Raw genomic sequence first — 21654 nt, 5'->3', positions numbered from 1 at the left:
ACCGCATCATTGGCGATAACTGTAGCAGTGGTCGGTCCCGTTACCTCTCCTTGTAGATTATCTACATCGAAAGTTGTACCATTGAGTGTTAGCCCATTTCCTCCTGAATATGTTGTGCCTCCCACATCCGCCGCAGGCTCCCATGCCAAAGCTGTTTGATTCCATTTTAAGACTTCTCCATCTCCAGCGCCCATATCACTTAAATTATTAAGGGTTATGGCATCATCAGCTATGGTTAATATACCAGAATTGGCAATGGTTGCATCTCCACTAATAGTTACTTCTATGGGTAGGTTTGTGTTACTACCTATTAACATGGTGCCATTCGCTAATGTTGGTATACCCGTACCATCTGTTAGATCATTTGCCACGGTCCAAGCACCTAGTCCACCATTTAAATTTGCATCCCATTTAATGACTTGTCCGTTGACTGCGTTATTTACATTTAAATCTTCAAGTAAAATACTGCCGTCGGTAATTTGACCTGAACCAATAGTATTTACGCTAAACCGATTGGTAGCTGTTCCATCACCTATAATTGTAGTTCCGTCGGCAAGTTCTGTTGAACCAACAGTTGTGGCTACAGGTGACCAAACAACAACACCTGCTGCATTGGTAATTAACATTTGATTTTGAGTAGGTGTAAGTAGTGGAGCTGGTTCTATTTTGGCAGGCGTAATTGCCTCGGGTACAATGGTAAATTCCCCAATATTGTTCATCTCAACATCGCCAGCAACAAATCTTTCCGTTGGTACATCACCCGTAAACCCGACTAAAATAGTTCCGTCAGTTAAAGTATTTGTTCCAGAATTAGCATCTACATATGCTTTTGTAGCTGCATCTTGATTATCGACCGGGGTTCCTATGTTTTTTATTAATTGGCCGCCTGCATTGTTTCCATCGACTAGAACTTCTTGGATATTTTGAATTTCATTAGCTGGATTATTGTCAGGATCATCATAAAACGCTCCAGCATTATCGCTTATATTATTACCAGGTTGAGTACTTACAATTGCACCACCTACACCGGTAACAGCTCCATCAACATACGCCTTTGTTACGGCATCTTGATTATCAACAGGATTTCCTAAATTTTTTAATAATAGTCCACCGGCATTGTTGCCATCTGCTAACACCTCTTGAATATTCTGAAGTTCGTTGTTTGGATTGGCATCTGCATCATTAACATTTATGGAAAGTTCATTGCCATTACTAATTTCGATATTACCAGGCGTGTTATCAGTGGATATAGTCTGAATATCAGAACCAGCATTATTTAAAATAGATAAATCTACTTCATTGCCATTTTCAATTTGTAATTTATTATCAGCTGTTAACGTTAAGACTTGATCATCAGACCCTACTAAGGCCTCTAAGTTAACCGAAGCACCAACAGGCGTAGCAGATTTGCTAATGCTCAGGGTATTGGTCAGTTTATCAAAGGACAGGTCTACAAGTTCATTGGTGTCATCCGTATCTTCATCCGCTACGATATGGTCCGCGATCAAGGTGGTGTTGTTGGAGATATTAAGCTGTATACCTTCCGATAATTCCAGCCTATTTTCCAATGTACCGTCACCGGTAATGGTAAATTCGTCCGCAATGGCACCTTTTAGGGCATCTGCCTCTTGCCAAACCACGATTCCGTTTTCATCGGTAATCAAAATATGTCCCGGAGTATGTTCCGCTATGTTCACCGCTTGTATACTACGTTCCTTTAGCTCTACGGAACCCACGGCATTTTCCCTAATTTCACTAGAGCCTACGGAATTTTCGGCCAATTTATCTTGTGTAATGGAGTTATCGGCAATATCTACGGCCCCAATACCCCCATCTACGATATTGTTTCCTAAAATACTGTTCTTGGCCACTTCCAGGTTATAGCCCGCATTGCTCTGGGTAATGGCAATAGTGCTTCTATTATTTATTATAGGGTCGTTTGTGATATTGAAATCGACCGCATCACATAAATTGATCCAAGCAACACCGTCATAATAGTAAATACATTCGGCATCCGTATTGTACACGATTCCACCCCGCTGTGGTAAAATGGCATCCATCTCTGCGGTGGTAACACGTGTAATGACCAATACTTTAGAGGAACTTTCCAGTTCCAGTACAGAGGCCGGGTCAATATTTTGTGGGTTGTCTCCAATTTTTATTTGTCCTGTAACCGTTGGTACGGTGAACAATGCAATCAGAAAAAAGAATATTATGGCTTTCATACTAAGCGTTTTAGGGCAAAAAATAGTGGGTAACAAAAATAGAATTATCTATTAATTATGCTTTATTTATAGGTTGAAATATTATACATATAGGTTCAATTACATGGAAGTTCGGCAAAAGGTATTGTTATTGCCTTGATATCATGAAAAATAGGCGGTTTAGAAGCTTCATAGGTCCAAGAAATTAACAAAAGTTTATTGGCGGCTTTTTTTTTATGATGCTTACATATCTTTTCTTTATATTTTAAATGCCTTAGAAACAGGTATCAGATTTTTTAAACACAAATAAATGACCAAAAAACTACTTTTTATATTCGCAATTTTCACTGTGGCAAAGGTATGTGCACAAGATATGGACAGGCGACCATTGCTAGGGTCCGTTATTTACATGAGCCAAGGCGTGCCCAATGAAAATGTAATAAACACTACCTCGGAAAGAGCAACAATTACCAATGATCAAGGACAATTTAAAATTGATGTTAAGGTAGGGGATGAACTGGTATTTACGGCCATTAACTACAATATAAAAGTAGTAACCATTACCGAAGATATATTGGAGAACAATAGGTTGGTCGTAGAGGTAAATGAAAAAGTGACCGAATTGGATGAAGTGGTCATTACGCCAGAACAGCAAGAGCGTTTTTTAAAGCTAAAAAATGAAGAATTCAAGGAATATGAATATGAAATTGATCGTAGTACGGAAGTTGAGAACATTGCCCTTTCCCAATCTGAAAGGGGACTACAGAACGGATTGAACTTTGTCAATATTTTCCGGGCAATTTTTAAATCACAAAGCGAGAAGGAAGAGACAGGTCCTAAGCTAAAGGTCAGTGAGGTATTACGCCAAGTGTATGATGATACGTTCTTTGTGGTAGACCTGCAGATACCACAAGATAGAATCAATGAATTTTTAATCTACTGTGATACCAGAATGCCAGCGCAATCGCTCTTAAAGAAAGAGAATGAATTTCAGTTGATAGATGCCCTGGTAACGAACAGTAAAACATTTCTCAAGGAAATAGATGAGGAGTAATCTCCTAATTTTTTTATTTTTTTTTACGCTAACGGCCGTCGCCCAAACGGACGGCTCCAAACAGTTGGAAGGTAGGGTGTACAGTGATGATGGCGATGTTGCAGCTACACATGTTTTGAACTTGACCACCCAGCGTGCAACCATAACGGATACCAATGGTTTTTTTTCCATTCCCGTACATATCATGGATACGTTAGAATTTTCGGCCATACAGTATAAAAAGAAAATTGTAGTGGTTACGCCATCGATCATGGCAAGTAAAATGATTACCATAGGACTGGAAGATGCGTTGACAGAATTGGACGAAGTTACCGTAACCCCCTACAACCTTAGTGGTGATTTAAGTAAGGATATAATGACCCTTACCATTGATCCGGTAGTTACCGCCTCTACTTTAGGCCTGCCCAATGCATATGTACGTATTCCTACCAAAGCGGAGCGTGAACTACAAGCTGCTACCGCAAACCCTATAATGAGCTTTGATCCGCTTATCAATGCCATTACCGGTCGAACCAAAATGCTTAAACAACGGGTTGCAAGAAACAAACTATATGAAAGAACCCAAAGGGTCCGTGATTTTTTTACGGATGAGGAATATGTGGAAATCTTACGTATACCTTTGGAAAAAATAGATGATTTTCTCTATTATTGCGAAGTAGATTACCGTTTTCAAGAGGTGGTAGACACACATGACCGTATTGCGCTTTGGGAGTACTTAAGACAAAAAAGTATCCTTTATAGAAAGAACAATGCATTAGATTAGCATTTTGCAATTTGGCATATACTTTGCAAAGGGTCACATAAATAATTGAACATGAAATTTCTTAAAATTGGTTTGCTCACCCTGTTGTTGCCTTTTTTTGCCTTTACAGGTGTGCATAAATTTTATATCAGTGTTACTAATGTAGATTATTCAGAAAAGGACCGGTCCGTGCAGATCATTACGCGCATATTTATAGATGACATGAATAGTGTCATCAATGAACGGTATGGCATACCTGCAAAATTGGGTACCGATCGTGAGTCTTCCATGGATCGTGAATATCTTGAAAAATATTTGCGCACCAAATTTGTGGTCGAAATAAATGGGGAAACGGTTACTTATGATTTTATTGGTAAAAAGTACGATACGGATATGGTAATCTGTTACTTGGAAGTACCCAATATACAACGCGATGAATTAAAACAGATCGGAATAACGAACGAGGTACTTACGGACCTCTTTGATGACCAGCAAAATGTTGTTCATATTAAGGTGGATAATAAAAAAAAGAGCCACGTACTCATTAAATCGCATACTAAAGGAATGTTAAACTTGTAACATAACATTAAGAAATCCTTTTAAAAACTTTATTTTTCGAACACTAAAAACAAACTCAAAATGATAAGAATAAAGTACGCATTTGCCTCTATTTTATTCCTTTTTACAGCGGTATCCTTTGCACAGGAACCGGCAAGCAATGAAAAGGAACCTGGACATTACAACCAAAGTAAGTTCAAACAACTTTATGAAGAATTTGCAACCCCAAACACGTATAGGTCCGCATCTGGGGCGCCTGGGCCTGATTATTATCAGCAACAGGCAGATTATAAAATGGATATTAGGTTAGATGACAAGAACGCCAAGATTTATGGAGAGGAAACCATAACCTATACCAACAATTCCCCAGATCAACTGGAATACTTATGGGTGCAATTAGACCAGAACATAAGGACCAAGGACTCCAAGGCTTTATTGAAAAATGGTAGTGGAGTGCCTATTGCAGATGAGGCAAAAACATTTGTAGGTAAATATATGACCGAGCCTTTTGATGGAGGTTTTGTCATTGAACATGTTAAGGACGATTCTGGAAAGGCATTGCCTTATACCATTAATTTTACTATGATGAGGGTTGATTTGCCCACTCCTTTAAAAAGTGGGGAAAAGTTCTCCTTTAATGTTAAATGGAATTATAATATTCCAGATCATACCGTAAATAGGGCAAGGTCTGGTTATGAATATTTTGCCGAAGATGGTAACAGGGCCTATGTCATAGCACAGTTTTTTCCTAGAATGGCGGTTTACAATGATGTAGAAGGATGGCAAAACCATCAATTTTGGGGCAATGGAGAATTTGCATTGCCATTTGGGAATTATGAAGTAAACATTACCGTACCGGCAGACCATATATTGGACGGCACTGGAGTTCTTCAGAATAGAAAGGAAGTATATACCAAGGAAATGATGAAACGGTATGAGCAGGCCAAGAAATCTTATGATAAACCTGTATTGATCGTTACCCAAGCAGAAGCGGAAGCAGCTGAAAAAGGTTTTTCCGACAAAACAAAGACCTGGAAGCTAAAGGCTGAAAATGTACGTGATTTTGGCTTCGCTACTTCCAGAAAATTCATTTGGGACATGCAGGCCGTTAAAATGGGCGATAGGGATGTAATGGCCGTTTCCATGTATCCAAAGGAAGGCAACCCGTTATGGGAAGAATATTCCACAAAGGCGGTGGCACATACCTTAAGGTCGTATTCATCACATACCTTTGAATATCCTTATCCAAAAGCAATATCCGTTCATGCCAAGAATCAGGGAATGGAATATCCTATGATTTGCTGGAACTATGGTAGACCCAATGCGGACGGTAGTTATTCCGATAGGACAAAATATGGTATGATTAGTGTAATTATCCATGAAGTAGGCCATAATTTCTTTCCTATGATCGTAAATTCAGATGAACGTCAGTGGGGCTGGATGGATGAAGGTCTGGATACTTTTATGCAATATATGGCAGAACAGGAATTTGGAGAATTGTACCCGGAAGCTATTGCGCCAAATGAGAAATACCCATCAAGAAGAGGTGATCCGGCCAAGATCGTTCCATATATGAGCGGCGATCAGAGTACAATTTCCCCGATTATGTCAAATCCTGAAAATGTATTTCAATTAGGCCCAAATGCCTATGGTAAACCGGCTACTGCGTTGAATATCTTAAGAGAGACCGTTATGGGTCGTGAGCTTTTTGACCATGCGTTCAAGACCTATGCGCAGCGATGGAAATTTAAACACCCTACTCCAGAAGATTTCTTCAGGACCATGGAAGATGCCTCTGCGGTAGACTTGGATTGGTATTGGAGAGGCTGGTTCTATACTACGGATTATGTGGATATGGGCGTTAAGAACATCAAAAAATATTATGTGAGCGATAAGCCAAACAAGAAAATGCAGGCTTATTTGTCTGAACGTGGTATGACAGAGGCCGATCTTAGACCACTTGTGTATTTGGAAGAGTTTGACGATGCAAGTATGGTTGCACCGGAATTGAAGAACAACTTGCCTTCAGAGACTTCCCAGACCCTTAAGGAATATATGATGGACAACATGACCGCTGCGGAAAGGGCGGCCGTTAAAGAGCCAAAATATTTTTATGAGATTACCTATAATAGTCCCGGTGGTTTGCCTATGCCGTTGATCGTTGAATATACCTACGCGGATGGTACTACTAAAAATGTCACCTATCCTCCGGAAATTTGGAGAAAGAACTCCAGTGAGGTAATGATCGTTGTTTCATCTACTTCAGAATTGACCGGCGTGGAAATTGATCCTAAAATGGAAACTGCGGATATTGATACGACCAACAATAGTTGGCCAAGGAAAGAGCAGGAGAGCGATTTTGATCAAATGAAAGAAGGTATCAAAGGAGATTAGGACGAAAATATATTTTATAAAAGCCTCGTATAACTACGGGGCTTTTTTAATTTGGATACTAAACTTGTTTATATTTGTAGCATGATTATGATGTACTCATTATTTATTAGCGGCGCGGAAATTTTCTTCATTATGTTCATAGTGGTGATGGTTTTTGGGGCGGACAAAATTCCGGGCATTGCCAAGGGATTGGGGAAAGGTATGCGTCAATTAAAGGATGCCACCGAGGATATTAAGCAAGAGATACAAAAAAGTGCGGATAAACAGGGGATAGATACCAGTTTCGTTAAGGATATTAAAAAAGATATCGATGATATGAAGAAGGATATAGACTCTGGTTTGGCCAAGGACGTTAAAAAACAAATAAGCGACGTAGGCAAGAATATAAGTGATGTTACAGGTAGTATAAAGAGAAAGTAAACCCATATGTTAGATAGCATTCTACAATGGGATCGTGATGCTTTTATCTATCTAAACAACCTTGGTGAGCAACCCTATGATTTTTTCTGGTCTACCGTTACTAAATACCCTCCATGGATTCCCTTGTTTTTAGGGATTTTGATTTTATTTTTTATTAATTATCCCAAAAGGGAAGCCCTTACCTTGATCGTTACCTTGTTGGTCATGGTTTTTTTTGTTGAAACACTTACCAATTTGGTTAAGCAGATTGTAGCTAGGCCTAGACCCAATAATGATGAGGATTTAAAAATGATGATCAGGATTGTAAAAAATCCGTCCAGTTATAGTTTTTTTTCAGCCCATGCCGCTATTTCTTTTTCCATCATTGCCTTTGTGACTTTTTGTCTACGAAAATATGTGTCATGGGTGGTACTAGGTTTTATTTGGCCCGTATTGTTCATAATGAGTAGAATTTATCTAGGGGTACATTACCCATTAGATCTCTTGGCCGGAGCACTGTTTGGAGCACTATCCGCTTATTTCTTTTTTAGGATATACCACAAGCTTATTTCACCCTACTTAAAGTAAGTCCGTCCCTAATGGGTAATAGTACGGTGTCCAATAAAGGATGCTCGCTCAACTTTTTATTATAGTCCAATAAAACCTTGGTCGCCTTATCCTTTGGGTCCAACGGTTCCACTACTTTACCGGACCAAAGGACATTATCCGAAAGAATGACGGAACCAGATGTGGTTTTTGGTAATACCGCTTCTAGATAATGATCGTATTGTTTTTTTTCCGCATCAATGAAGACGAGGTCAAAGGTTTGGTCCATTTGTGGAATAATATCCAAGGCATTGCCTATATGCTGAACAATTTGGGTTCCATAACCACTTAGGTCAAAATACTTACGCTGAATGCGTTCCAATTCTGCATTGACATCTATGGTATGCAAAATGCCGTCATTGGGCAGACCTTCTGCTAGACAAAGGGCGGAATATCCGGTATAGGTACCTATTTCAAGAATAGTTCGTGGTCTAATTATCTTGGAGAGCAAGCTTAATACACGGCCTTGAAAATGACCCGTAAGCATTCTGGGCTGTATGACTTTTAAATGGGTTTCACGCGTGAGCTCCTTTAGTAACTTAGGCTCCTCTTGGGAATTATCCGCTAAGTATGATTCTAAAAGTGGCGACAGAAAATGCATATGTTTCTTTTTGCAAAAATAGCGTATTAAGCCTTAATTTAATGGTTTGGAATATTTGTTGAAATAGCTATGATATTAAAAATTAGAGAAGCTAACCTAGATGATCTGGTAGTTTTAAGGGAATATGAGCAGGAAGTCATTAAGGCAGAACGGCCAATGGATCCCACAATTAAAAATGAAAAGGTTACCTATTATGATTTGGAGGCACTTATGTCCAATCCACGTGCTATTATAATAGTAGCTTGTGACCAAGAGAAAATAGTGGGTACTGGTTATGCACTGGAAAAACCTGCCAGACCCTATTTGGATCATACACATTATGCCTATTTAGGCTTTATGTATACGCATCCATCCTATAGGGGAAAAGGGGTAAACGGTAAGATTATGAACCGTTTAAGTCAGTGGGCTAGTACAAATGGGTTATCTGAATTAAGGTTGACCGTTTATAGTGATAACCAACCTGCATTACGTGCATATGAAAAAGTTGGCTTCAATAATCACATGATAGAAATGAGATTGCGAACCAAAGAATAATGATAGGTTTTGGTCATGTTAAATTTGTTTATGGGCTTATCTTTACTTTTTTATAAAAATTGATATGGAGTTTAAGAATACATTGGAATTTGCAAAATCATTGGATGCCATTGACCAACTTGGGGTTTACCGGGATGAGTTTATCTTTCCTAAGGTAAATGGTAAGGAGGTCATATATTTTACGGGCAATTCATTGGGTCTGCAACCAAAACGTACACAGGGTTTTATAGATGAGGTCATGAAAGATTGGGCAGAATTGGCCGTAGAAGGTCATTTTTATGCTAAAAAACCATGGTGGGACTATCACGAGCAACTTGCCGAACCTTTAGCTAAAGTGGTAGGTGCGTTGCCAGAGGAAGTTTCCGTTATGAATACCCTTACGGTAAATCTACACTTGTTAATGGTTTCCTTTTATAGGCCAACTAAAAAGCGTTTTAAAATTATCTGTGAGGAAAAAGCATTTCCCAGCGATCAATACATGTTTCAAAGTCAAGTGCGTTTTCATGGCTTAGACCCAAAGGAGACCATTATAGAAGTTAAAAAAAGGGAAGGAGAGCATTATTGGCGTACGGAAGATGTTATTCAAAAAATTAATGAGGTTGGCGATGAGCTTGCTTTAGTATTGATTGGCGGAGTAAATTATTATAATGGGCAAGTAATGGATATGAAGGCCATCACCAAAGCTGGAAAAGCAGTAGGTGCTATGGTTGGTTGGGATTTGGCCCATGCAGTAGGAAATGTTAAGCTAAACTTACATGATTGGGAAGTGGATTTTGCCTCTTGGTGCAGTTATAAATATATGAACAGTGGTCCGGGCAATGCATCGGGTATTTTTGTAAACCGAAAATATTTAGGTAAAACGGATATACCTAGATTTGAGGGTTGGTGGGGAACGAAAAAAGAGACGCGGTTTTTAATGAAACCTGAGTTTGAACCAATGGAAAATGCAGATGCTTGGCAAATAAGTAATGCTCCGGTATTGTCCATAGCGCCATATTTGGCTTCTTTAACTTTATTTGAGGAAGTGGGTATGGATGCTTTGATAGAAAAAAGAAACAAGATCGTTTCTTATCTAGAGTTTATATTACATGAAATAGATAAGGAAGTTGATAGTTCTTTTGAAATAATTACACCAAAAGATCGCGGTTGTCAACTATCGGTATTTTTACATGGTCACGGTAAGTCATTATTTAATTATTTAATGGAGAACGGTGTAATTACAGATTGGCGAGAACCTAATGTAATACGATTGGCACCTGCTCCTTTTTATTGTTCTTATGAAGATATGTATCGTTTTGGTCAAATTTTAAAAGCAGGAGTTCTTGCCAATTAGAAGGTAGAAATAGAACCGGAGTATTTCATTTTACTTAATCAACATCCAATTCTAAATGAAATCATTGAGCTTAATATTACGAAATGCGCGCTACTTTGGTCCGTCATGGGTATTTGCAAGTATCAATATTTTATTTGGTACGTGGGCAATATATATTCCTACGGTAAAGGAGAATTTGGGCATTGATAAATCTCAATTGGGCATTGCCATTTTTTTTCTGGCATTGGGTGTATTTTCAATTTTTCCTTTTGCATCTTCAATCATTAATAGGGTAGGTGTTGGTAAAACTACTTTTTATGGAGTGCTGTTTAGCTGTGCGGCAGCTATGTTGCCCTTAATGGCTGCTAATTATTATGTATTAATGGCGGCCCTTTTTCTATTTGGAGCCTCTAATGGTCTTACGGATATATCCATGAACACCTTGGTCACTGAAATAGAGAAAAAGGACAAGGTAAAATTTATGTCAGCTTCCCACGGTTTTTTTAGCTTGGGTGGCGTTTTGGCCGGTATGGGCAGTTTTTTAATAGGTCCGCTATCAAATCCGGTCTTACACATGTTCTTGGCCGTGGGGTTGGTATTGATCGTCAATTTTAGATTTAAAAATCAATTTATTCATGAAACTGCTGAGGAGCTTGTACAGGAACCTTTTAAGTTAGGACTTCTAAAACCCTTGCTTCTGTTGGGTTTTATATCATTTGTGGCCATGGGTAGTGAAGGTGCCATTGTAGATTGGAGCGGACTGTATTTAAAAGAAATAACCCTGGCGCCGGAAACTTTTTTGGGATTAGGTTTTTTAGGTTTTCAAATAACTATGACCCTGGGCAGGTTTTTAGGCGATGGTATAAATGAATCCATTGGTTCAATTAAATTGGTGGCTTTAGGTGCACTCTTAGCTATTTTAGGATATCTTATGGTCTTAAGTGCGGACACGATACTTACTATAATTGGTTTTGCCTTGAACGGTTTAGGATTTTCGGTCATTGTGCCTGAAGTTTTCAGAATAGGAGGTAATGTAAAGGGTGTAGATTCTTCCAAGGGTATTGCATTTATAGCCGGTTCCGGTTATGCCGGATTTTTGTGTGCACCACCAATTTTAGGATTTTTGGCAGAAAATTATAGTCTTACCAGAAGCTTTGTAGTATTGTTGGCCTGTGGATTTTTAATATTACTTTTTACCTTTTTATTAAAGAAAAAGAACGTTTAGATCAATTCTTGATATTGCTTTTTACTTTAAATTCATTATTGGGGTCCTGTGCATTTTCAATGAAGTTGGACATTTCTTCAGTCAATAATAATTGGTTTTGCCCTTTCCAAAAATTTTGGTCATACGGGTAATTAATCTTAAACAAATCTTTGGTAGCATTTACATTTTTTTTGACCTCAAAGGACCCTTCATTGTCCGTTGTGGTGAGAATAAATGATACATCATAAAACGATGTATATGAATTCTGGTCATCCGTTATCTCTACCTTTACCTCATATTTTGCATTTGCTAAATAATATTTGTTCGTGTTTGATGATTTGGAAAGTGCCATCTCTTTTTCTATGGTAACCGTTCTAAATCTAGTATCCCCATCCTTATTATAAGGATTGTTTTTATAGCGTATGGTCATGTAAATTCTTTCAATGGCGTTGTTGGTATTGTTTATAATATAATGGCCTTTTACTTCTTCATTGATAAACTCAGGTTTGGTATGAAAACCAAGCTTGGTCTTACGTTCATTCTCAAAGGTAGATTCGGTTAAATTAAAAGCATCTCCCGTGGCATTAATGGGGGTAAAATTCATGAAAAGCTCATAAAAAGTTTCAAAAATAAAGTATACTTGGTTCTCATCCTTTGCTAAGCCTACTTTACGCATATTGGTCAATTCAACCTTAAAATCTTTAGTGCTGGGCACTATATCTTTGGTATATAAAAGTGTTCTCCTTTCTAGTTTTCCCTGTATATCTTGGATTCTGGTAATTTCTCCATTATATCTTAAGACCCCTCTAAGAAAAAACCGCTCCTTGTAAGGGTAAATAGGATAGTTTGATCGTATGGAATCACCAATTTTTTGCCATAATGTTTTTTGGTTGGTTACGGTTACCTCATTTAATTTTAAAACACTTTTGTTGAGGTATACGGTATCACTAACTTTTTGAAAGGTGGTGCGTATTTTATCATAACCTACCAGGTAGATGGTAATGGAGTCTAAAGATGAGGAAAATTGAAAACGCCCGTCCTCATTGGTAACGGTATGGTCTTCGGTATTGAAAATACCAACAAATTCTAACGGCGAATTATCAACATTATCAACTACTATGGCTTTTAAGGTATTTTGGGAATAACCAAAAATTGAAAATAGGATGAATGTAAAAAATGATACTTTCATGAATTATTGATTTTCGATGAAAATACATCAAACTTTAATCCCTATTGTTTAACCTCAACCCCTGTAAAGTATAGTGAAAAATCTGTATCCGGTCTTTTGTGCATTGTACTTATGTTCAGGCCGCTTAATTTCTTATACTCCTCCCAAGTGGTCACCATATTGGGTTCTTTTTGGTTTGCTTTTCTAAATGCCCATTCCTTAATGATATAATCATCGCCAAAATAATAATCATAGGCATCTCCAGGGGTATATCCACCTTCATTTGCATAGACCGTGGTAAGTTTATGCATTTTTTGCTTGCTTATAGGTGCCTCTATTTGCTCTGTATGTTCGTAAGAAAAATTATTTTGGTCCCATACCAGTTGAAAAGGGGCCAAAAGCCAGAATTTATCGTTTACAAAACCACCATCTGTACTAGCCGTAGTGCTATCAACCGCTTTTCTATTATAGGATATGGTGTCCTGGCGGGTGGTCATTATGACCGTATGGGTTTTGGTGTTCCATGACCATGTGCGCTCAAAATGAGAGGAATCCCTATCCACGTTAAACGTAAATTTTATATTGGCTATATCTTTCCAGTTATCATAACCATGCGCATTTGCAACTTTTTCCAAGATCGTTATTTCTTTTGGGGAAGATGCTTCTTTCTCCTGTGTACTACGGTCGGTTTTACAACTAAAGGAAAGGACTAGGGAACAAACGGCAAGGATGAGTATTTTTTTCATTTTTAATACATTTGGTATCAAATATATCAATTACCAAATCTTTAACCTACTTTTATTTTTTGTAAACCTATAGTACCAGTGACGTTTCTTAAAAGACTTTGTTTTATAATTATTGGAAATCAATTTGGAGACAAATCAACTTCCAATACGGCTTATAGCGATTATTCCGATATTGATTTGGTACGTGAAATTGTTATAAGAAAGGATGCACTTTTGTTTGGGGAACTATATGATCGGTATTCTAAATTAGTATATAACAAATGTCTAGGATTTGCACGGTCTGATAAAGAGGCGGAAGACCTTACCCAAGATATCTTTCTAATGTTATTTGTTAAATTGGGTTCCTTTAAGGGAACTTCAAAGTTTTCTACATGGTTGTATTCCTTTACCTATAATTTCTGTGTAAATTATGTCAATAGAAATAAGGAAAGACGTATAAAGGACAACTCGGTCAAATTTGAGACCACACCCGAAGTCCCCATTGAGGTAACCGATGATTTGTTGCTGCAGATGCAGGTAGATAAGCTAAAGAAAGCTTTGGAGAAAATTGCACCCGAAGACAAATCATTGTTACTTTTAAAATATCAGGACGGGGCTTCTATTAAAGAATTGGAAGATGTTTTGGGAATAAAACCAAGTGCTATAAAAATGAGGCTAAAAAGGGCCAAGGCCAAAGTAGTAGAAATGTATAAAACCCTACCTTAATGTTAGAACAAGACAAGAATCCGTTTAAGATTTTAGAGGAGGATATGAAAAATGTCCCCCCGGAATTGCGTAAAAAGGTAATGGACGACATTGCCGCGGCTAAGCTTGTCATGGAGCTGACCAACCTGTTTACAGGTAATTTTGCATCGATTATAGAAGGTATGCTCAAAACAAATAAATAATTATATACACTAGCAGTAAACACATAAAGAATGGGTACAGTTGATAAATGGAAAGACCTCACTTTTGAATCGTTAAGCAATATTTTTAGGGATATTGCGGCCGCTTTACCAGGGATATTTGGTGCTTTTATCGTAATGATTTTTGGTTGGTTGATCATTAAGGTCACCACCTTTGTACTAAAACGCATATTCAAGGCAATTAAATTGGACCGGTTTAGTCAAAAAATCAATGATGCCAAATTATTTGGTGATGCAGATTTAAAAGTAGATATCGCTAAACTGCTGGTCACATTTATAAAAGTGCTTTTGTGGTTAGTGTTCATCATTGTGGCATCAGATATCATGGGGCTTACCATCATATCTTCTGAGATAGCCAATTTATTGAGATATCTGCCTATATTATTATCTGCATTGGTCATATTTATGATTGGATTATACCTGGCCAAGATTATCAAGGAAACAATTATAAAAGTCTTTGATTCTATTGGAATGGGAGGGGGCAAAATATTGGGCAATGTCCTATTTTATCTCATAATTGTATTTGTTAGTATTACCGCCTTGAACCAGGCCGGGGTAGATACTGAAATCGTTACAAACAACTTTACGATTATCTTGGGTGCTTTCCTCTTGGCAATAGCCCTTGCATTAGGTTTGGGATCGCGGGAAGTAGTTGGAGACTTGCTCAGGACATTTTATACCCGAAAAATTTATGAAGTAGGGGACAAGGTAAAAATTGGTAAACTACAAGGGACCGTTATAGGCATAGATAACATATCCATGATTATAAAGACCAAGACCGGCAAGGTTGTCATCCCTATTAAAAAAGTAGTGGAAAAAACGGTTACGGTAGATGAAACCAAAATTGAATAGACCATAAACAAATTTTAAGGGTTTTATGGTAAGAATTGAGTTGGTCTTTGCCGTATTTGTTTACCAATTAATTCCTTAATTTTGTTATTGATAAATAAACTTAAAATATGAGTGCTAAAAAAGGAAAAATTCAGGAAGCCATAGATGAGAAATTGTTGGAAGAAAGAAAGGTGTTCCTATGGGGTATGGTTGATGACGATTCTGCAAAACATGTAATTGATCGGTTGTTATATCTAGATATGCAGAATGATAAGGAAATACAGCTTTATATCAATAGCCCTGGAGGATATGTTACTTCTGGTTTTGCCATGTACGATACTATAAAGTCCCTTAAAAGTCCGGTGTCTACCATCTGTACTGGATTGGCGGCATCAATGGGCTCAATATTACTATCCGTAGGTAAAAAGGGGAGAAGGTTTATACAGCCCCATGCACAAGTAATGATCCATCAACCAAGTGGTGGAGCAAGAGGACAGGCTTCCAATATTGAAATCCAAGCTAGGGAAATAATAAAGACAAAAGAACTTAGTGCCCGTATATTGGCAGATAATTGTGGTCAGGACTATGAAAAGGTACTAAAGGATTTTGACAGGGATTACTGGATGAATGCCGAAGAATCTATTGAATACGGAATAGTGGACGGTATTATGAAATAAGTGAATTATTTCTAAAAAAAAATTAAAAAGTCCTTTACCGTTATGGTAAAGGACTTTTTTATGGTTGATCAGTTGTTTGGTTTATTTTGATACGCTTCTACCTTTTTTAATTTGTAGAATAGGGAATTCGGTTCGTCTGTTCAGTTCAAGTTCCTCTGGCGTGCAATCTTGTTTACTGGTACACTTGTTAATTGGCATACGTTTACCAAAACCTTTATAAGAGACGATTCTATCCTTTGAGACGCCGTTTTCTATAAGATATTCATAAGTGGATTTTGCCCTACTTTCCGATAAGTTGTCGTTATAGGCATGACTACCAACCGGATCTGTATGAGATTCCAGTTTAATAATCATATCCGGATATGTTTGGTTCATTACCTTAATTACCTTATCCAATTCTTTGGCGGCATCTGGGCGTATATCACTTTTGTTGAAATCAAAATATATCTTGTTAAGTCCCGCCAATAATTTTAGGTCAAGAACAGGTTCCAGAACAATGTCTTGCCTTAATATTTTCTGGGCCTTTGGAGTTTCTGATGTATTGAAATACACATTTTTATGAGGGTGTGTTTTTCTAACCGCCTCTATCATATATGTAGTTTTTCTATTTACCGGAAATCTGTAATACCCGTTCTCATCTGTCATGGTCTGTGCAACCATGGTATTGGTAATTTGATCATACAGTTTTATCTGCACACTATCCAACATTTGTTCGTTTACACCATCAACAACATAACCTTCTACGTCCAATGAAGGCGTAAACTTAAATTTATAGATGTCATCACTACCCATACCACCCTCTCTGTTAGAGCTGATATAACCTTCAAGTCCGTTAGGAAGTCCATAATAGGCAAAATCATCACTGGAACTATTGATAGGGGTACCTAAGTTAATAATATCGATAACCTTACCATCCTCGTCGGAAATTGTAGAAAACACATCCAATTGACCGAAACCAACATGGCCATCTGAACTAAAGAACAATTTTCCTTCCTCATTTATGAACGGAAACATTTCATTTCCTTCGGTATTCACGATCGGTCCTGCGTTCACCGGTGTCTGTATACCACCGCGTTCATGAATTTCAGCATAATAAATATCTGTGCCTCCATAACCGCCCGGACGGTCACTGGTAAAATAAATTCGGGTTCTGGCCTTGTTTACGGAAGGGTGTCCTGTAGAGTAATAATCACTGTTAATTCTCAGGTTACTGTTTTCTACCCATTCTCCATCAATAAATTTGGCGGTATATATTTTTAGATTGATTTCGTTAGATGCTCCGTAACCTTCTTTTTTATCATAGAAATTGTTACGAGTAAAATACATAATCGTATCATTTTTGTAATCCGTAGAAAACGCTACGCTACTTTCATGAAATTTGGTATTTACATTACCTTTTAACCTTTTTGGCATGGACATATCATTATCTTCCTGAACTACAAAAAGATCTAACCAAGGTTCATCGTTCCAACCATAGGTATCTCCGGTAACTTCATCTCGTCTAGATGAACCAAAATATAGATTGCCCTTAAATCTAGAGATTCCAAAATCGCTATCTGTAGAATTAAATGAAACGGGCTCTACTTCATAACGTTGTCTACTGTTAAATACTACAGATGCCAAGTTGCCATCCTTTAAAAAGCGTTTTACCCTAGAATCGTTTTTATTGTATTTTTTATATTTTTTAATCCACTTTTCAGATTCATCCAAATCACCATTTGCATATAGTGCCATGGCATATTTAAAATAATAATCCGTAGGCAAGGTTGCATTATTGATTACCGCCTGAAAATGGGGTATGGATTTTTTATAGTCTCTAATAAGCAAATAACATTCTGCCAATTGTTGGTGTGCATACTCAGAATTTAAATCTGAATCTATCATTCTCTCATATTCCGGTATTGCCTTGGCATAAGAGAATTTACTAAAGTAATAATCCGCTTTTTTTTGGGAGGCAAATTGTGCAAAGGCAAATTGGCCAACTAAGAAAAATAGCGTTAATATGGAGTAGGTTTTATACGTTTTCATTGCGTTTGATTTAGGGTTCTAGAAATATCTTGGGGATTTTACAGGACCTAATACTTTCTTTCTGATTTCATAGATTAAAATAATTTCATGGGTTCCTCCTGTGTATGGTCTTACCGCAGAAGTCGGTAGGTCATAGGCGTAACCGATCCTAAAATCCTTTGATACTTGGTAATCCATCATGGCACCAAAATTTGAAGCATCGTTTACACGATAGGAAGTACCGATCCAAAACTTTTCGTTGAACAAAAAGTTAATGGTAAAATCATAAGTGGCCGGAGCACCATTGGTAAATTTGGTAATTATGGTAGGCTTGAATATTGTGGTAGCCGACAAGTCGAACACAAGTCCACCAATGGCGTAATAACTATTTCGTTCCAATGCCTGAAATTCACCCTCGTTCAAATCGGTATTAAGGATTCTTGGGGAAGAAATACCCGCATACCATCTGTTAGAGCCAATATATACACCGGCACCAAAATTAGGGTTAATACTGTTAAAGTTAGAATTGAAAAATTGATCATTGGGGTCTGGGTTAACCAGGTTATAACTAGTTGCGCCACCCTTTAAACCAAAGCGTAGGTTTATTTCCTCGCTAACGGGAACGGTATATGAAAAATCTGCATAAAAGTAATTGGTACTTTCAAAACCCAAACGGTCGTTGATGTATGACACCCCTAAACCTATTCGTTCATTTTTTAATGGGGTATGAACCGAAAAGGTACTCGTTCTTGGATTTCCCTCTAGACCTGCCCATTGGTTTCTGTGCAGTACTGTGGCATTTAATGTTTCCCGGCTACCTGCATAGGCGGGGTTAACTGAAATGGTGTTGTACATGTATTGCGTAAACTGGGGTAGCTGTTGCGCTTTGGCAAAGGCACCCATAAAAAGTAGTACGGCTAAAAGAATATGAGCTTTTCTCATGGTATAGTTCAGGGTTTAGCGATTACCGCTATGTATTTTTTATAAGTAGGTTAATCTTATTGTTATCAAAATTAGGTTGATGCTACATACTTTTAAAAATTAGACGGTCATTGCCTTGTAAAATTCGTTCTTATACATTTTACTCGATGAACTGATGCTATTATCAGATATAATTATTACGTGATAAATTTTATGTACAATGCTTAAAATGAATGTTTTAACAAGTATGTATGTTAAGATTTAAATAGTGTAATGTTGACCCGAACATAAAGGGGCAACATTACACTTTACATTATTCTTATTCGGTTCCCAGATATATATATCCGTTAAAAGGTTCAAGTATTTTACCGGTTTCCCTATCGGTTGCCGTAATGATATAGTAGTAAGTACCGGTTGGTAACATACCAGATTGACCAAATGATCCGCTAGGAGCAACACCACCCCAATCATTTTGGTAATCCTGAATTTCCGCCACCTTGGTTCCCCATCTATTGAAGATCATAATGTCAAAACTAAACGTACAGTATTCCACACCTTTTATCTCAAAGTAATCATTGACACCATCTCCGTTTGCGGTTACCGCTTTGGACAATACAATTTCACCTCTACCACATGGTACACATTCCGTATCTATCAAGACCGTAAAATCTACATAGTATTTACATGTACCTTCTGTAGAACTGTAAGCTATTTTATATTCTCCAGGCTCATGGTTCATTGGGTCAAAGAAACTTTGTTCAAGGACCACATCCCCTTCAAGAATCATGAATGTGCCGTTTTGGTCAAAATCCTGTGGTAAATAATTTAGTAAATCAATTGGCTGGTCTTCAATACAGATATTGATCGTTATCTCTTCTAGCTGAGGTTGAAGAACAAAGATGATTTGTTCAAACGATGCCGTATTGCCGCAAGAATCTGTTAACTCCCAATTTCTGATGATCATGAAGTCATCACTATCAGTGGCATATTGGGTTTCTTCATTGAATACCACTTCATAATTATCACAACCACCGGTATATATCAATTCAGGTACAGCCGGTATTTCATCCCCACATATGATGGAGATTTCCTCTTCATAGGCCTCTGTCATAATTGGTCCCGTGGGCTCAACTGTTATTACCTGTGTATGCTCAACATTATTACCTGCGCAATCTGTTGCGTTCCAAGTTCTTGTAACAGTGTAACCAAGGGCACAGTTGGCATCATTGGTAATGGTTTCTTCAAAAACCACATCAATATTAGGGTCGCAGGTATCCGTAGCCGTAAGTGTTACCGCATCTGGAACCATGTTGCATTCCACAGTCATATTTTGTGGCAATTCTTCGTTGAACGTAGGTGCAACGGTATCTTCAATTGTAATTACCTGAGTGTGGGTGCGCACATTGCCTACACAATCTGTAACCGTCCATGTTCTCGTAATTGTGTATTCCGTAGCACATTCATCATCCTGTCCTTCAATTAATTCATCATACGCTACAGATATGGCACATGTACTATCCGAGGTGATTTCATAAACCTCAGGTATGCTATCACAAGCCTCAATAGTAACATCGGTAGGCCAACCTTCATCACCATCATTATCTACAATGGTCACCGTTGTAATATCATTGGAAAGTATACCTACCAATGGTGATGAAATATTCTCTAGGATAACCCTGAAATTTTCAGGATCTTCAATGATAATATCATCTATAATATTTATGACAATGGTCTGTGTGTTCGCATGAATACCGCCAAATGTCAAGGTTTGTGAATTTCTTGGAACGCCAATATAATCGTCACCTTCAATTGTGGTGGCATCAACGGTATAGTATTCAACAGTGAACTCTTCTTGAACCTGTGCGTTAAGTACAACATCTATACTTACCGTACCGGCATCCTCATTTACGGTTATGGATGTAAGATCAAATTCTACACCTTTAGTAGATGGATCGCTGTCATCATCGTTAATGATACCTGTATCCGTATTGGTAGGTTGAAGATCTAGGAACTCTATCCCCATATTGGACTGTATATTTGATAATACCGTGGTAAACTCCTCTATTGGTTCAATGGTTTCATCATTTAATATCGGTATGGCAAAAGTTACGCTATAATTATTATCGTTAAAGGTTAACGTACCAGTTTGTGCAGTTATATCGGAACCGTCAACAGCAGTACCATCATAGGTAGCAAAATCCACGGTGACATCTTCTCCAGGGGTAATCAATCCTGTAAAGTTGACCGTAAATATTGCTTCTGGATCAACACCTTCGGTTACAATGACATCGGCAGGATCAAAAGAGATACCTGTTGTGCCCAAAATATTGTCATTATCGTTAATGATACCTGTATCCGTATTGGTAGGTTGAAGATCTAAAAACTCTATCCCCATATTGGACTGTATGTTTGATAGCTCTACCGTAAATGCCTCTTGCGGCTCTATATAACTATCATCAAGAATAGGTATATTAATTGTTGCGGTATAGTTTCCATTGTTGAATGTCAACGACCCAATTTGTGCCGTCATATCAAAACCATCCATTGCAGTACCGTCATAGGTAACATATTCTACGGTCACGTCTTCTCCGGGTGTAATTTCTCCGGTGAAGTTAACTGTAAAGATAGCCTCTGGATCTACACCTTCTGTTACAATAACATCGGTAGGGTCGAACGAGATGCCGGTGGTACCCGGGATGTTGTCGTCGTCCAGTATGGTAGCGGTCTTGGTGTTTGTGGGCTGTTGGTCCACGAACTCTATGCCCATGTTGGACTGTATGTTGGACAGCAC

At 37.9% G+C, this 21654-nt stretch carries 19 protein-coding genes and 1 pseudogene; 13 read left to right on the top strand and 7 right to left on the bottom strand.

The window, feature by feature from the left end; all coding sequences use genetic code 11:
* Nucleotides 1–2225, bottom strand: a pseudogene (locus tag CHB68_RS18300) (hypothetical protein); the annotation flags it as partial.
* Between the two features lie 289 nt (nucleotides 2226–2514).
* Between CHB68_RS18300 and CHB68_RS18295 the strand changes: the two are divergent.
* The 6 genes from CHB68_RS18295 to CHB68_RS18270 all read left to right on the top strand — a co-directional run bounded on the left by CHB68_RS18295 (nucleotide 2515) and on the right by CHB68_RS18270 (nucleotide 7939).
* On the top strand, nucleotides 2515–3258 hold the full coding sequence (locus CHB68_RS18295) for a peptidase associated/transthyretin-like domain-containing protein (protein ID WP_089263369.1): 744 nt from the start codon (nucleotides 2515–2517) through the stop codon (nucleotides 3256–3258).
* Nucleotides 3248–4021: a hypothetical protein gene (locus CHB68_RS18290; protein WP_089263367.1), complete on the top strand. Its 774-nt coding sequence runs from the start codon at nucleotides 3248–3250 to the stop codon at nucleotides 4019–4021. The genes CHB68_RS18295 and CHB68_RS18290 overlap by 11 nt, the downstream gene beginning before the upstream one ends.
* Nucleotides 4022–4072: 51 nt before the next feature.
* A complete protein-coding gene (locus CHB68_RS18285) occupies nucleotides 4073–4579 on the top strand; it encodes a DUF6702 family protein (protein ID WP_089263365.1) in 507 nt (168 codons plus the stop codon).
* A 60-nt stretch (nucleotides 4580–4639) separates the two neighbouring features.
* Nucleotides 4640–6952: a M1 family metallopeptidase gene (locus tag CHB68_RS18280; protein ID WP_089263363.1), complete on the top strand. Its 2313-nt coding sequence runs from the start codon at nucleotides 4640–4642 to the stop codon at nucleotides 6950–6952.
* Nucleotides 6953–7033: 81 nt separating this feature from the next.
* On the top strand, nucleotides 7034–7372 hold the full coding sequence (locus tag CHB68_RS18275) for a Sec-independent protein translocase subunit TatA/TatB (protein WP_379920950.1): 339 nt from the start codon (nucleotides 7034–7036) through the stop codon (nucleotides 7370–7372).
* Nucleotides 7373–7378: 6 nt separating this feature from the next.
* A complete protein-coding gene (locus tag CHB68_RS18270; RefSeq protein ID WP_089263361.1) occupies nucleotides 7379–7939 on the top strand; it encodes a phosphatase PAP2 family protein in 561 nt (186 codons plus the stop codon).
* On the opposite strand, the gene CHB68_RS18265 is transcribed toward CHB68_RS18270, so the two are convergent.
* A complete protein-coding gene (locus CHB68_RS18265; protein ID WP_089263358.1) occupies nucleotides 7917–8558 on the bottom strand; it encodes an O-methyltransferase in 642 nt (213 codons plus the stop codon). The two genes, CHB68_RS18270 and CHB68_RS18265, sit on opposite strands and share 23 nt — an antisense overlap.
* 69 nt (nucleotides 8559–8627) lie before the next feature.
* Between CHB68_RS18265 and CHB68_RS18260 the strand changes: the two genes are divergently transcribed.
* The 3 genes from CHB68_RS18260 to CHB68_RS18250 all read left to right on the top strand — a co-directional run bounded on the left by CHB68_RS18260 (nucleotide 8628) and on the right by CHB68_RS18250 (nucleotide 11629).
* On the top strand, nucleotides 8628–9092 hold the full coding sequence (locus tag CHB68_RS18260; RefSeq protein ID WP_089263356.1) for a GNAT family N-acetyltransferase: 465 nt from the start codon (nucleotides 8628–8630) through the stop codon (nucleotides 9090–9092).
* Nucleotides 9093–9156: 64 nt separating this feature from the next.
* On the top strand, nucleotides 9157–10425 hold the full coding sequence (gene kynU, locus CHB68_RS18255) for a kynureninase (RefSeq protein ID WP_089263354.1): 1269 nt from the start codon (nucleotides 9157–9159) through the stop codon (nucleotides 10423–10425).
* Nucleotides 10426–10480: 55 nt separating this feature from the next.
* On the top strand, nucleotides 10481–11629 hold the full coding sequence (locus CHB68_RS18250; RefSeq protein ID WP_089263352.1) for an MFS transporter: 1149 nt from the start codon (nucleotides 10481–10483) through the stop codon (nucleotides 11627–11629).
* Nucleotide 11630: 1 nt separating this feature from the next.
* Here the strand turns inward: CHB68_RS18250 and CHB68_RS18245 are convergent, their stop codons facing one another.
* Together CHB68_RS18245 and CHB68_RS18240 are read right to left on the bottom strand one after the other, a co-directional pair.
* The gene (locus CHB68_RS18245) at nucleotides 11631–12797 is read right to left on the bottom strand and encodes a peptidase associated/transthyretin-like domain-containing protein (RefSeq protein ID WP_089263350.1); all 1167 of its coding nucleotides are present in this window, start codon (nucleotides 12795–12797) and stop codon (nucleotides 11631–11633) included.
* Between the two features lie 41 nt (nucleotides 12798–12838).
* Nucleotides 12839–13522, bottom strand: coding sequence for a hypothetical protein (locus CHB68_RS18240; protein WP_089263348.1), 684 nt, complete (start codon nucleotides 13520–13522; stop codon nucleotides 12839–12841).
* Between the two features lie 78 nt (nucleotides 13523–13600).
* On the opposite strand from CHB68_RS18240, the gene CHB68_RS18235 reads away from it, so the two are divergent.
* The 4 genes from CHB68_RS18235 to CHB68_RS18220 all read left to right on the top strand — a co-directional run bounded on the left by CHB68_RS18235 (nucleotide 13601) and on the right by CHB68_RS18220 (nucleotide 15935).
* Nucleotides 13601–14227 (top strand): RNA polymerase sigma factor, encoded by a 627-nt coding sequence (locus CHB68_RS18235; RefSeq protein WP_089263346.1) that lies wholly within the window; start codon nucleotides 13601–13603, stop codon nucleotides 14225–14227.
* Nucleotides 14227–14409: a hypothetical protein gene (locus CHB68_RS18230; RefSeq protein ID WP_089263344.1), complete on the top strand. Its 183-nt coding sequence runs from the start codon at nucleotides 14227–14229 to the stop codon at nucleotides 14407–14409. The genes CHB68_RS18235 and CHB68_RS18230 overlap by 1 nt, the downstream gene beginning before the upstream one ends.
* 30 nt (nucleotides 14410–14439) lie before the next feature.
* Nucleotides 14440–15279 (top strand): mechanosensitive ion channel family protein, encoded by an 840-nt coding sequence (locus CHB68_RS18225; protein ID WP_089263342.1) that lies wholly within the window; start codon nucleotides 14440–14442, stop codon nucleotides 15277–15279.
* A 107-nt stretch (nucleotides 15280–15386) separates the two neighbouring features.
* Nucleotides 15387–15935: a ClpP family protease gene (locus CHB68_RS18220; protein WP_089263340.1), complete on the top strand. Its 549-nt coding sequence runs from the start codon at nucleotides 15387–15389 to the stop codon at nucleotides 15933–15935.
* An 81-nt stretch (nucleotides 15936–16016) separates the two neighbouring features.
* Here the strand turns inward: CHB68_RS18220 and CHB68_RS18215 are convergent, their stop codons facing one another.
* From CHB68_RS18215 to CHB68_RS18205, 3 genes are all read right to left on the bottom strand, one after another.
* Nucleotides 16017–17963: an OmpA family protein gene (locus tag CHB68_RS18215; protein ID WP_089263338.1), complete on the bottom strand. Its 1947-nt coding sequence runs from the start codon at nucleotides 17961–17963 to the stop codon at nucleotides 16017–16019.
* Nucleotides 17964–17981: 18 nt separating this feature from the next.
* Entirely contained in the window at nucleotides 17982–18884 is a 903-nt protein-coding gene (locus CHB68_RS18210) for a PorP/SprF family type IX secretion system membrane protein (RefSeq protein WP_089263336.1), read from the bottom strand.
* A 298-nt stretch (nucleotides 18885–19182) separates the two neighbouring features.
* The coding region (locus CHB68_RS18205; protein ID WP_143815240.1) for a Calx-beta domain-containing protein at nucleotides 19183–21654 on the bottom strand (2472 nt) is incomplete at its 5' end.

Origin of the sequence: Maribacter sedimenticola, assembly GCF_900188415.1 — a bacterium.
GTDB lineage: Bacteria > Bacteroidota > Bacteroidia > Flavobacteriales > Flavobacteriaceae > Maribacter > Maribacter sedimenticola.
This window is presented reverse-complemented; position numbering and strand designations above follow the sequence as displayed.